The 12,747-nt window shown below is 61.7% G+C and carries 9 protein-coding genes and 1 tRNA gene; 6 read left to right on the top strand and 4 right to left on the bottom strand.

Annotation, left to right across the window (positions count from 1 at the left end):
- Window positions 1–319 precede the first annotated feature (319 nt).
- A tRNA-Thr gene (locus IEX27_RS14710) sits at window positions 320–395 on the bottom strand.
- Between the two features lie 357 nt (window positions 396–752).
- On the opposite strand from IEX27_RS14710, the gene IEX27_RS14715 reads away from it, so the two are divergent.
- From IEX27_RS14715 to IEX27_RS14730, 4 genes are all read left to right on the top strand, one after another.
- Window positions 753–1,241 (top strand): (2Fe-2S)-binding protein, encoded by a 489-nt coding sequence (locus IEX27_RS14715; protein ID WP_188721837.1) that lies wholly within the window; start codon window positions 753–755, stop codon window positions 1,239–1,241.
- 116 nt (window positions 1,242–1,357) lie between these two features.
- Window positions 1,358–3,706, top strand: a complete 2,349-nt coding sequence (locus tag IEX27_RS14720; RefSeq protein WP_188721838.1) for a xanthine dehydrogenase family protein molybdopterin-binding subunit — start codon at window positions 1,358–1,360, stop codon at window positions 3,704–3,706.
- Between the two features lie 30 nt (window positions 3,707–3,736).
- On the top strand, window positions 3,737–4,537 hold the full coding sequence (locus tag IEX27_RS14725) for an FAD binding domain-containing protein (RefSeq protein WP_188721839.1): 801 nt from the start codon (window positions 3,737–3,739) through the stop codon (window positions 4,535–4,537).
- A gap of 351 nt (window positions 4,538–4,888) precedes the next feature.
- A complete protein-coding gene (locus IEX27_RS14730) occupies window positions 4,889–5,917 on the top strand; it encodes a hypothetical protein (protein WP_188721840.1) in 1,029 nt (342 codons plus the stop codon).
- On the opposite strand, the gene IEX27_RS14735 is transcribed toward IEX27_RS14730, so the two are convergent.
- The gene (locus IEX27_RS14735) at window positions 5,918–7,543 is read right to left on the bottom strand and encodes a cisplatin damage response ATP-dependent DNA ligase (protein WP_188721841.1); all 1,626 of its coding nucleotides are present in this window, start codon (window positions 7,541–7,543) and stop codon (window positions 5,918–5,920) included.
- Window positions 7,544–8,548, bottom strand: a complete 1,005-nt coding sequence (locus IEX27_RS14740; RefSeq protein WP_188721842.1) for a ligase-associated DNA damage response exonuclease — start codon at window positions 8,546–8,548, stop codon at window positions 7,544–7,546. It abuts the gene before it with no gap.
- 113 nt (window positions 8,549–8,661) lie between these two features.
- Here IEX27_RS14740 and IEX27_RS14745 point away from each other — a divergent pair, with 113 nt between their 5' ends.
- Entirely contained in the window at window positions 8,662–11,181 is a 2,520-nt protein-coding gene (locus IEX27_RS14745; protein ID WP_373869887.1) for a ligase-associated DNA damage response DEXH box helicase, read from the top strand.
- Complete coding sequence (gene pdeM / locus IEX27_RS14750) at window positions 11,178–11,882, top strand: ligase-associated DNA damage response endonuclease PdeM (protein WP_188721843.1); 705 nt, start codon at window positions 11,178–11,180, stop codon at window positions 11,880–11,882. Before IEX27_RS14745 ends, pdeM begins: the two co-directional genes overlap by 4 nt.
- A gap of 76 nt (window positions 11,883–11,958) precedes the next feature.
- Here the strand turns inward: pdeM and IEX27_RS14755 are convergent, their stop codons facing one another.
- Window positions 11,959–12,747, bottom strand: a complete 789-nt coding sequence (locus tag IEX27_RS14755; protein ID WP_188721844.1) for a TIGR02186 family protein — start codon at window positions 12,745–12,747, stop codon at window positions 11,959–11,961.

Below are 12,747 nucleotides of genomic sequence, written 5' to 3' on the forward strand. Positions count from 1 at the left end.
AATTATCGAACTATTCTTGCAATATTATAAAATAGTAAGATCTGTTTACTTATATTAACTGACGAGGCTTTTGAATGTTTCATCTTCCATATGATGCTTGCGAGATAGAGTACGGCACCCAGTCTGAGTGCCTTCACGGAGGGACGGCTGGAGAGATCATCAGCTTCATCGCTGACTTCGCCTGCCAATTCATGGCATTCCTGGCCTAGTCTGGCTGAGCTGAACGGTCGGGCTTCCTTACGGGAGCCCGGCTGCTCCAAACATGCACGGAAGTACGCGCTCTTCAGGTCTGCTGATCAAAATTGTTCGGGAAGAGAAATGGTGCCGCTTAGGTGACTCGAACACCTGACCCCATCATTACGAATGATGTGCTCTACCAACTGAGCTAAAGCGGCCCGAGGCGAAGATGGCATCCCCGCCGGAGATGGGTGGCTGATACAGACATTGAGCACCAATTTCAAGCCCGTCTAACAGCTTGAATTCACATTTTCTGTGCATGGGCGAGCAGGCGGCGGAAAACCCGTATTTGCCGCAGGTGCCCTCTTCCAGATAGTGGCGAATGTCAGCACTGCGAGAGTGGCAGGCCGGTGAAAGCTCAGTGAGCATGGCAAGATCGGCAGGCATGAGTCGGCGCGGGAAAAGATGTCGCGTCGAGCCTCTTACAAGGAAGTGGACTCTTGCACCGGGTGAGGTAATCTCAAACTCTAAAAAGCCGAGCCAGCATTCCACGCAAGCAATGTAGGAGGAGATACATGGCTGAAATAACAATGGTCGTGAATGGCCGAAAAGTGACGCAGACGGTGGAGGACCGGACGCTGCTCGTTCACTTTCTCCGCGAACATGTGGGCCTGACCGGCACGCATGTGGGCTGCGATACGTCTCAATGCGGAGCCTGCGTGGTGCATGTGGACGGCAAGGCCGTCAAATCCTGCACGATGCTGGCGGCGCAGGCTTCGGGAACCGAAGTCGTGACCATCGAGGGGCTTGCCAAGGGCGACCAGCTGCATCCCGTCCAGGCGGCATTCAAGGAGCACCATGGCCTGCAATGCGGTTTTTGCACGCCCGGCATGATCATGGCGGCCGTCGACATGATCAATCGTCATCCGGAAGGGCTGGACGAGAAGACCGTGCGGGCCGAGCTCGAGGGCAATATCTGCCGCTGCACCGGCTATCACAACATCGTCAAAGCCATACTCGCCGCTTCGGAAGCCGTGAGCGCCAACAGGGTGGTTGCCGCCTAAAGCTTGCCAGCAATGAGAGGATCAGGCTCAGGCTTAAGCTGCAAACGGCATAGGGGAGTTGCCGTTCTGCCTGCCAGTCTCCGGGCCTTCGACGCTTCATCCGGGAGGAGAAGATAATGGGAATTGAAGGGATTGGTGCGCGCGTCGCGCGCAAAGAAGACAAGCGATTCATCACTGGCCGGGGCCGCTATGTCGAGGACATGGTCGTACCGGGGATGAAGTACGGGGTGTTCGTCCGCAGCCCCCATGCACATGCGAAAATCAGGAGCATCGACCTTTCGGCCGCGCAGGAGATGCCCGGCGTCATCGGCATCTATACCGGACCGGAGCTCAAGGCAGATGGCATTGGCAACCTCATCTGCGGCTGGATGATCCACTCCAAAGACGGCAGCCCGATGAACATGGGCCAGTGGTCGCCGCTTGCCACCGACACGGTGCGCTATGTGGGCGATGCCGTCGCCATCGTCGTCGCTGAGACTCGCGGTCAGGCGCGCGATGCCGCCGATGCCGTGGTGGTGGAATACGAAGAGCTGCCGGCGGTCACCAATGTGGTCGAGGCGCTGAAAGATGGTGCCCCGCAGCTTCATCCGGAGGCGAAGGGCAATCTGATCTTCGACTGGGAGATCGGCGATTCGTCGGCGACGGATGAGGCGCTCTCCCAGGCCGTGCACATCACGAAGATGCACATCGTCAACAACCGGCTGGTGCCGAATGCGATGGAGCCGCGCGCGGCGCTTGGCGTCTATGACATGGCGGAGGACCACTATACGCTCTGGACCACCAGCCAAAACCCCCATGTGGCCCGGCTGGTCATCAGCGCCTTCTACAACGTGGCGCCGGAAAACAAGCTGCGCGTGATTGCGCCGGATGTCGGAGGCGGATTCGGCTCGAAGATCTTCATCTATCCGGAAGAAGTCGTGTGCCTGTGGGCCTCGCGGAAGTCCGGCGTTCCGGTGAAGTGGACGGCGGACCGAACGGAAGCGTTCCTCTGTGACGCGCATGGCCGCGATCACGTGACGGAAGTGCAGATGGGCTTTGACGCCGATAACCGAATGGTGGGGCTCAAGGTCGATACGATCGCAAATTTCGGCGCGTATATGTCGCTCTTCTCCTCCAGCGTGCCGACCTATCTCTACGCAACGCTGCTGTCCGGCCAATATGCGATCCCGGCGATCCACTGCAACGTGCGTGCAGTCTACACCAACACGGCACCCGTCGATGCCTATCGCGGGGCTGGGCGACCGGAGGCAACCTATCTGCTTGAGCGCACTGTCGAGACGGCGGCGCGCGAGCTTGGCGTTTCGCCAGCGGAGCTCAGGCGCAAGAACTTTGTTCGCACCTTCCCCTACCAGACGCCTGTGATCATGAACTACGACACGGGTGACTATGAGGCTTCGCTCAATGCGGCCATGCAGGCGGCGCAGTGGGATACGTTCCCGCAAAGGCGCGACGAGGCACGGGCACGCGGCAAGCTTCGGGGCATCGGCATGAGCTGCTACATCGAAGCATGCGGCATTGCGCCTTCGCAGGCGGTGGGAAGCCTCGGCGCCGGCGTCGGTCTTTGGGAATCGGCTGAGGTGCGGGTGAATGCGGTCGGCACGATCGAAGTGCTGACGGGCTCGCATAGCCATGGCCAGGGTCACGAAACAACCTTCGCGCAGCTTGTGGCCGGACGTCTCGGCATTCCCATCGAGCAGGTTTCGATCGTCCACGGCGACACCGACAAGGTGCAGATGGGCATGGGCACCTATGGTTCGCGTTCGGGTGCTGTCGGCATGTCGGCGCTGCTGAAGGCGATGGAAAAGGTCGAGGCCAAGGCCAAGAAGATTGCGGCGCATCAGCTTGAAGCCGACGAGAACGACATCGTCATTGAAAACGGTGAAGTGAAGGTGGCTGGTACCGACCGCACACTTCCCTGGGCGCAGGTGGCGCTGGCTGCCTATACGGCGCACAACCTGCCGGCGGGCATGGAGCCCGGCCTCAAGGAGACGGCGTTCTACGATCCGCAGAACTTCACCTTCCCGGCGGGCTGCTACATCGCCGAGGTGGAAATCGATCCGGATACGGGCAAGACCGAAGTGGTGCAGTTCGTGGCGGCGGACGACTTTGGCGTCATCATCAATCCGATGATCGTCGAGGGTCAGGTGCACGGCGGCATTGCGCAGGGTATCGGGCAGGCGCTGCTGGAAGGCTGTCACTACGATGCCACGTCAGGGCAGCTCATCACCGCGTCCTTCATGGACTACACAATGCCGCGCGCGGACGATCTGCCGTCGTTCCAGATCTCGCACCAGACGACGCCCTGCACGACCAATCCGCTGGGCATCAAGGGTTGCGGCGAGGCTGGCGCGATCGGTTCCCCGCCCGCGATCATCAACGCCATCACCGACGCGATCGGCAACAACAACCTGACCATGCCGGCAACGCCGAATGTGGTCTGGAAGCTGCTGCACGCGTCAGTTTAAAACAAGCTGCATTCGAGGAGAACGAACCTCATGTACCAGACAACGTATCACAGGGCTTCGTCGATCGATGAGGCAGTCAGGCTATTGAGCGAGGCCGAGGATGCCAAGTTGGTGGCGGGCGGGCAGACGCTCATTCCCACCATGAAGCAGCGGCTGGCCGCACCGTCGGATCTGATCGACCTGCGCCATATTCCGGAGCTGAAGGGCATCACCGTCTCGGGAAACAGCGTGCGCATTGGGGCGGGAACACCCCATGCACAGGTGGCCGATAGCCAGGAGATCAGGGCCGTTTGTCCTGCTTTCTGCGAGCTGGCCGGCGTGATCGGCGATCCGCATGTGCGCCACATGGGCACGATCGGGGGCTCAATCGCCAACAATGATCCGGCAGCAGATTATCCCGCAGCCATGCTCGGCCTGAAGGGCACGATCCACACCAGCAAGCGGGACGTTTCGGCCGATGATTTCTTCGTCGGTCTCTTCGAGACGGCGCTGGAGGCGGATGAGATCATCACGGCGGTGTCATTTACCGCACCCCAGAAGGCTGGCTACGCAAAGTTTCGCAACCCGGCGTCGCGCTATGCCATGACCGGCGTATTCGTGGCGCAGCACGGCGATGGCGTGCGCGTGGCGGTGACAGGAGCAGGCGAAAACGGTGTGTTCCGGGCGACAGAGCTTGAGGCGCGGCTTGCCGGCTCGTTCGACGAGGCGGCATTGCAGGGCGCGACCGTTCCATCGAGCGGGCTGATCTCGGACATTCACGCTTCCGCTGAATACCGCGCGAACCTGATCGTGGTGATGGCAAAGCGCGCCTTGGCTGCCGCGAACGGCTAGGCGCCTTACGTGGGCCACACGCCCTCGTGCTGAGCTGTCGAAGCACGAGGGTCCAGTTGCCGCTCATTTCCCCCTCGTGGTTCGACAAGGCTCACCATGAGGGGGGAGCCGCCTTTCCCATGAGTTCATCTCTTCACCTGAAGTGTCAGGAACGCGTTCATTTCAGCTTTGCGTTGCCGCGCAGAAATGATCTAAGTCATTGATTCCTGCAGGTCCGGACACAAAGCCTGGTCCTTTCTCTGGAACCTCTCCTAATTCGCCCGCTTTTCAGTGGGAAGGGGTGCATTGCCGTTGATCCAACTCATCCGGATGGTTAACGGTAAGTTGGTACGATGATGAGGTCTCATATCGGTGTCGGTGAAAGATAGAATACTGGCTGCGCTGGCGAAGGGTGACGCGCGGGATCGCGGTTTTCGCGAGTCCGTGTACCGTCAGGTATTTGCAGCGCTTGAGAAGTCGGTAAAGAACAATCCCGAACTGAGCGCCGACGATGTCTACCGTCGCCGCGAGCAGATCCTCGGCATCATCGAAGAGATCGAAAAGGAATTCGCTGCAGCCGAAGCGCAGGCGATGGCCGCCCCTTCGATGGATTTCGTACCCGAGCCATCCATTCCGGAGCCCTCGCTGAGCGGACCGGAGGCCGATTTTGTACCCTCCATTTCGCGCGAGGAACGGATCGCGCCGCAAGGTGGCAAGCGTGAACGTGCCCGTGCGCGCAAGGCCGAAGCGCTGCTGCGCGATGATGGACGTGATCCCAAGCAGAAGCGCAAGCGGTGGCTACCCTGGTGGGCGCGGCTCATCCTGTGGCTCGTGGTGCTCGCACTTCTGGCTTGGGGCGGCCTGTGGCTCTGGCGGCAGGGCGAGGAAGCTGTTCGCACCGGCGGCGCCAGCATCGAAGAGATCATTGGCAGCAACGGTGCTCCGCTTGTGGGCGGCAACGGGCCGCTGCTTCCAAGCCGCGAGGATGGCCAGTGGGTCGAAATCTTCAACCCGTCTGACACGTCCACTGTGCAGGCGGCAAACGGAGCCCAGGCAAGCTCGGATGAGCAGGGTGAGTTTATCTCCATCGGAGGCACCAGGGCGGTTACCTTCACCGTGGATCCAGGCACGCTCCAGCAGTTCGCTGGACGCACCGCCACATTCAGCGTGAGGGCAAGGGCGCCCGAGGGCGAGAGCCAGATCGCGGTCGCCTGCGATTTCGGCGGCATGGGCAAGTGCAATCGCCTGCGCTACGTGGTGGGTGCGACGGCGGCGGACTATTTGTTCGAGGTCGACTTGGCCAATGCGTCAGCCTCGGGTGGAACGATCTCGATCGTGCCGGATGTTGAGGGTAAGGGTCGGAACCTGGACATTTTCGGCATTGCGGTGACGACCGAATAGCTACTCGATCTGCGGTGCTTCGAAGGCCGTTTCCTGCAGCAGCTGTTCCAGTGTCTCAAGCCGGTCTGCTTCATTGGCCGGCTTGTCCCAGCGCAGCCGCGAGATGCGGGGAAAGCGCATCGCCACGCCGGACTTGTGCCGGGTGGAGCGGTTCAGCCCCTCAAACGCGATTTCCAGAACAAGGCCATGGTTACGATCAGCCCGGACCGAGCGGACAGGTCCGAAGCGTTCGATCGTGTTGTTGCGGACGTATTTGTCCAGCTCCCGCAGCTCCTGATCGGTGAAGCCGAAATAGGCCTTGCCCACGGGAACCAAGGCTGCGTCATCCTCAGGCCCCGACCAGACCCCGAAGGTGAAGTCTGAATAGAAGCTGGAACGCTTGCCGTGACCGCGCTGGGCATACATCAGCACCGCATCGATGGTGTGCGGGTCGCGCTTCCACTTGAACCATGGCCCTTTGGGACGCCCAACCATGTAGGCCGAGTCCTTCCGCTTCAGCATCACGCCTTCAATCACCGGATGAGGCGGAGTGCAGCGCATATCGTTCAGCTCGTCCCACGAATGGTAGGTGACGAGTGGCGAAAGGTCGAAGCGGTCGGGCTCGAGCGTCGCGACGAAGGCCTCAAGGCGCTTGCGCCGCTCGACCCATGGCAGAGGGCGCAGGTCCTCATTTCCGTCGATCAGCAGATCGTAGCAGCGCACGAACACTGGCGCATCGCGCAACATTGCCTTCGATACGGTCTTGCGATTGAGGCGCTGCTGCAGGTCCGAAAATGTGCCGGTCCGGGTGGGCGGATGGCCAACGAGCAGTTCGCCGTCGATCGCACCTTCGAAGTTCATGTGCTCCAGCAGGTCAGGGAAGGTGCCGGAAATATCGTCGCCGGTGCGGGAATAGAGGCGGCGCACGCCCTTCTCCGAGACGACCTGCACGCGGATGCCATCCCATTTCCATTCTGCGACGTAGTCGGCCGGATCAAGCGAGGCGAAGTCGTTTTCCGCAACGGCATTGGATAGCATCACCGGGCGGAAGGGGGCGAGGGCGGCGCTGGTGGGTTTGGGTGCACTTCCCTCAAGCCACTGGAAAAGGTCGGTGAACGGGGGCACGACCCCATGCCATAGCTCCTCGATTTCCTCGACCGGAACATTGCCGAAGTCGGCAAGCGCCTGCTTCGTCAGACGTGCGGAGACGCCGACGCGCAAGCCGCCCGTCGCCAGCTTAATCGCCGCATAACGACCGGAGGGCGTCAGCTCATCGAGCAGGTCCGACATGACACCGGCGGCATCGGAACGGCTCGCGGACGACAGACGCTGCACGATCTCGTCAAGGCTCGGCGTGGAATTGCGGCGGCTGCGGGATTCCGGCCAGACGAGGGAAACCGTTTCGGCGAGGTCACCGACATAGTCGTAGGAATAGGCGAAGAGCACGGGATCAAGGCGCTCGGTGGCGATGGTTCGCAGCATGGCGGGCTTGATCGCAGGGAAGTCCAGCCCGCCGGTAAGGCCTGCCAGGCCCCAGCCGCGGTCCGGGTCCGGCTGGCTCGCAAAGTAGTCTTTGAGCAGCCGCAGCTTGCCGTTGCGGGAGGGCGTCAGCACGAGCCGGTCAAGGAGTTCAGCGAAGCGTTCCACCTATTCAGCCTCGTCTTCGTAGCCCGCGAGATGAAGCGGCTTTGCGGTGATGCCGTTGATCTCGCACCAGCGCACCAGCGCTTCCTCGCGGCCGTGGGTGACCCAGACTTCCTCCGCACCTGTCTCTCGGATGGTCAGGAGCAGATCGTCCCAATCGGCGTGGTCGGAGATGATGAGCGGGAGCTCTACACCTCGCTGTTTGGCGCGCTGGCGGATGCGCATCCAGCCGGAGGCGAAGCTTGCCAACGGATCCGCAAAGCGGCGTGACCAGCGGTCATCCACCGCCGAAGGTGGCGCTATAACGAGAGCTCCGGCGGGTGGGGCGCTGTTGCTGGTGGCGGGCTCCAGAGGGCCAAGGTCGATACCCTGTTCGGTGTAGTAGTCGCATAGGCGGATCAGCGCGCCATGCAGGTAGATCGTGTCAGTGTAGCCAGCCTCGCGGGCAAGCGCGATCACGCGCTGCGCTTTGCCGAGCGCGTAGGCGCCGACGATGTGCGTGCGCTCCGGAAACTGCCGCATGGAGTCCAGCAGGCGATGGATCTCGGTCGAAGCGGCCGGGTGATTGAAAACCGGCAGCCCGAAGGTAGCTTCGGTGATGAACACGTCGCAGGGAATGACTTCGAAAGGAAGGCAAGTCGGGTCGCGCTCGCGCTTGTAGTCACCGGAGGCGACGACGCGTGCGCCATTCTTTTCGATGGCGATCTGCGCGGAGCCAAGGACATGGCCCGCAGGGTGGAAGGTAACCCTGACGCCGCCGATTGCCTGGGTTTTACCAAGGGGAGCTTCTTCCGTCGTTCCGGCGAAATTCTCGCCATAGCGGATCGCCATGATGTCGAGCGTCTCACGCGTGGCGAGCACAGCGCCATGACCGGATCGGGCATGGTCGGAGTGGCCGTGGGTGATGAGCGCGCGTTCAACCGGGCGAACGGGATCGATGTAGAAATCCCCTTCGGGACACCAGAGCCCTTCCGGGCGCAGACGCAGGAGCGAACGAGGATCTACCATGCACACAACATAGTGCAGAAATGCCTCAGCGGAAGATGGCCTTCGCCGGATGATTGAAATGAGGGCGATTAGGACTTGGCTATGGGGATGTTCTGCATTAGTTCTGGGTTATCTTGAGCACGACCCTGCCCATCACCGGCGACGAGGCCGACGCGCTGCTGCCCGAGCGATTTCGGGAGTGGTTTGCCGCGCGGGGTTGGACGCCGCGTTATCACCAGCTTGAACTTCTGAAGCGGACGGGCGAGGGACGATCCGTGCTGCTGATCGCGCCAACAGGTGCCGGCAAGACGCTGGCAGGCTTCCTGCCTTCGCTCGTGGATCTGGCGACGCGGGAAAGGCGGAGGCCCGGAGAGCCGATGCGAGGCATCCATACGCTCTACATCTCGCCGCTGAAGGCGCTGGCGGTGGACATCCAGCGCAACCTCAATACGCCGATTGAAGAGATGCGGCTCGATATCCGCGTGGAGACGCGGACAGGGGACACGCCCTCGCACAAGCGCCAACGGCAGAAGCAGGTGCCGCCCGACATTCTGCTCACCACGCCCGAACAGCTGGCGCTGCTGATCGCATCCGGCGACGCTGAGCGGTTCTTCGAGGACCTTCGCTACGTGGTGCTGGATGAGCTCCATTCGCTTGTGACCTCTAAGCGCGGGCAGCTGCTTTCGCTTGGTCTTGCGCGGTTGCGCAGGCTGGCAAAAGAGCCGATCTCGATCGGCCTGTCTGCGACGGTGGCCGAGCCCGACGAGCTGCGGCGCTGGCTGGTTGACCAAAGTGCTGAAAGCGCGCTGGCCGATCTGGTCACCGTGCCGGGCGGCGCGAAACCCAACATCTCCATTCTTGAGACGGAGGACCGGGTGCCTTGGGCGGGGCATTCGTCGCATTATGCAATCCCCGCGATCTATGAGGAGATCAAGAAGCACAAGACGACGATCATCTTCGTCAATACACGAAGCCAGGCGGAAGCGATCTTTCGCGAGCTGTGGCATGTGAACGAGGACGTTCTGCCCATTGCGCTCCATCATGGCTCGCTCGACGTGGGCCAGCGGCGGCGGGTCGAAAAGGCGATGGAGTCGAACAGCCTGCGGGCGATCGTGGCGACCTCAACGCTCGACTTAGGCATCGACTGGGGCGACGTGGATCTTGTGATCCACGTGGGAGCGCCGAAGGGTGCGAGCCGTCTGGCGCAACGCATCGGCCGCTCCAATCACCGGATGGACGAGCCGAGCGAGGCCATTCTTGTGCCCGCAAACCGCTTTGAGATCCTCGAATGCCGGGCAGCGCTTGAGGCGAATTATGTGGGTGCGCAGGACACGCCGCCGATGGGTGAAGGCGGGCTCGACGTGTTGGCGCAGCATGTGCTGGGACGAGCTTGCGCAAGTCCGTTCGATGAGGACGAGTTCTACGCGGAAGTGCGGAGTGCAGCACCCTATTCCAATCTCGACCGACACACGTTTTCGCGCGTTGTCGATTTCGTGGCGACAGGCGGTTATGCGCTCAGGACCTATGAGCGCTACGCCCGCATCCGGCGCATGAAGGACGGGCGGTGGCGGATTTCGCATCCGTCGGTCGCGCAGCAGTACCGGCTGAACCTTGGTACCATCGTCGAGGAGGCGATGCTGAACGTGCGGCTGATCCGCGACCGGCGCTCGTCAAGCTTCGCGCGGGGCGGGGTGTCGCTCGGCAAGGTGGAGGAGTATTTCCTGGAGCAGCTTGCGCCGGGCGATACGTTCTTCTTCTCTGGCCGCACGCTGCGCTTCGAAGGGATCCGCGAGAGCGAAGCGTATGTGACCAACGCGCCGGGCGACGCCATGGTGCCGTCCTACATGGGTGGCAAGTTTCCGCTTTCCACCTTCCTCGCGTCCGAAGTCCGGGCGATGCTCGCCAACCCTGACCGTTGGGACGCGCTGCCGGATCAGGTTGCGGACTGGCTGCGCCTGCAAAAGGACAAATCGGTCCTGCCGCACCGTGAGGATTTGTTGATCGAGACCTTTCCTCGCGGCGATCACTACTATCTGGTCGCCTATCCGTTCGAGGGCAGGCTTGCGCACCAGACCCTCGGCATGCTGCTCACACGACGGCTGGAGCGCATGGGAGCGAAGCCGCTCGGCTTCGTTGCGACGGACTACACGCTTGCGGTCTGGACGGTGCGCGACGTTGGCCAGATGATCCGGCGCGGGAAGCTCTCGCTCAACGAACTCTTTGACGAAGATATGCTGGGAGACGACCTTGAAAGCTGGCTTGCGGAAAGCTGGCTGATGAAGCGCACGTTCCGCACCTGCGCGATCATCTCGGGGCTGGTCGAAAGGCGGCATCCCGCCAAGGAGAAGACCGGGCGGCAGGTGACCGTCTCGGCCGATCTGATCTATGACGTGCTGCGGACGCACGAACCTGACCACATCCTGCTGCAGGCGACGTGGAAGGATGCGGCGACTGGCCTGCTGGACATCGGCCGTCTTTCTGAGATGCTCTCGCGCATCAAGGGCAGAATCAGGCATAAAGACCTTGAGCATATTTCACCGCTGGCCGTACCCATCATGCTGGAAATCGGCCGCGAGCACGTACCGGGTGCGACAGAGGACTATCTGCTGTCGGAAGCCGCAACCGATCTGATCCATGAAGCGCTGGGCGAATGAACCTTTACGCCAAGATCGAAGCACGACCCGCTCAACCGGTGATCAGGATCGCCGGAGAAGACGTTCTGTGCGACTCTTCGGGTGCATTGTTTCTTGCGGAAGAGTCGATCCTCATCGTCTCTGACCTGCATCTGGAAAAGGGTTCTTCCTATGCGAGGCGCGGAAGCTTCATTCCGCCTTATGAGACGGGCGTGACGCTCACACGGCTCGAGGCTGTGATCGCCCGCTATCGCCCGTCCGCAGTGATCAGCCTTGGCGACAGTTTCCATGACGATGGCGGCGCTGGCCGCATGCCGGACATCTACCGCGAAAGGCTGCTCGGCCTGATGAGCGGGCGGGATTGGTTCTGGGTCACCGGGAACCATGATCCATCGCCGCCGGAAGGCCTGCCGGGGCAAAGCGTGGAAGAACTGGCGCTTGGCAACCTCATCTTCCGGCACATGCCGGAAGGCGAAGAGGGCGAGATCGCAGGCCACCTGCATCCGGGTGCCCGGATCGTGCAGCGGGGACGATCGGTGCGCCGCGCCTGTTTCGCGACGGACGGTCTGCGCATGGTGATGCCCGCCTTCGGCTCCCTGACCGGAACGTTGAACGTGCTCGACCGCGCCTTTGCGGGGCTGTTCCATCGCGAGCGGCTCGTTGCCTATATGCTTGGCAAAGCTCAGGTCTATCCGATCGCGGGAAGTCTGCTTCGATCGTAGTCGCGGTTATCATTAGCTGACGCCCTCATGCTTCGACAAGCTCAGCATGAGGTGGGTGAGAGCCTCGCAGCTTTCATTAGCCCTTGCGGAAGATGATGCTGCCCAGCCAACCGGTGAGCATCGCCAGCAGCACGGCGAAGACGCCGTAGTTGAAGCCGTTCGTCTGTGCGTATTCGTAAAGGCGCTGCTCAAGACCTGCCTTGCGGATCGTGAGGTTGGTCGAGGTTTCCTTGATGAACACGCCGTTGCGGAACAGGAAAGCGCGGGCGCGGTGGGTGCCGACCGGCACATGCGGCGCGAGATAGAGTGTGGCGCGGAACAGGCTCTGCGAGAGGAACTGCACGCCGCCGATACGCTCGGCAAAAAGCGCGGCCGCATTCTTGCGATCCCGCAGCGCGGTGGAGAATTCCTTGAGCGTGGTATCGTCGATGTTTGGGCTCAGCGGCTGCAGGAACAGGTTGTTGGCGCGCAGCGCAAGGCGGCGGTAGCTGCTCGGGTCCGTGATGTCCTGCGGCTGACGGGTCATGGCAATGGAATAAGACGCGGGAACGTCCTTGAAGGCGACCGACTCCGTGTTGATCCACATACCGAGCACGCGGGTCTTCTTGCGTACGACCGTAGGGCGGGGAGGGCCTTCCAGAACCACCACAACGTCATAGCGACCCTGGCGCAAAACCTGCGTGTTGGGGTTTTCCAATGCGCCGAAGATCGTGAGATCGGCGCCGGAGAAGTCAGACGTTATGTAGATAGTGTCGGTGGAAAGGCCGATCTGGATACCCTCAGGCAGAGGCTCCTGCTGCGCCTGCGCGAAAGCCTTGCTGCCAAGGCAGAGGAACAGGAGGCAGGAGAGTATCCGCAGGAGCAT

The sequence above is a fragment of the Nitratireductor aestuarii genome (assembly GCF_014641695.1).
GTDB lineage: Bacteria > Pseudomonadota > Alphaproteobacteria > Rhizobiales > Rhizobiaceae > Chelativorans > Chelativorans aestuarii.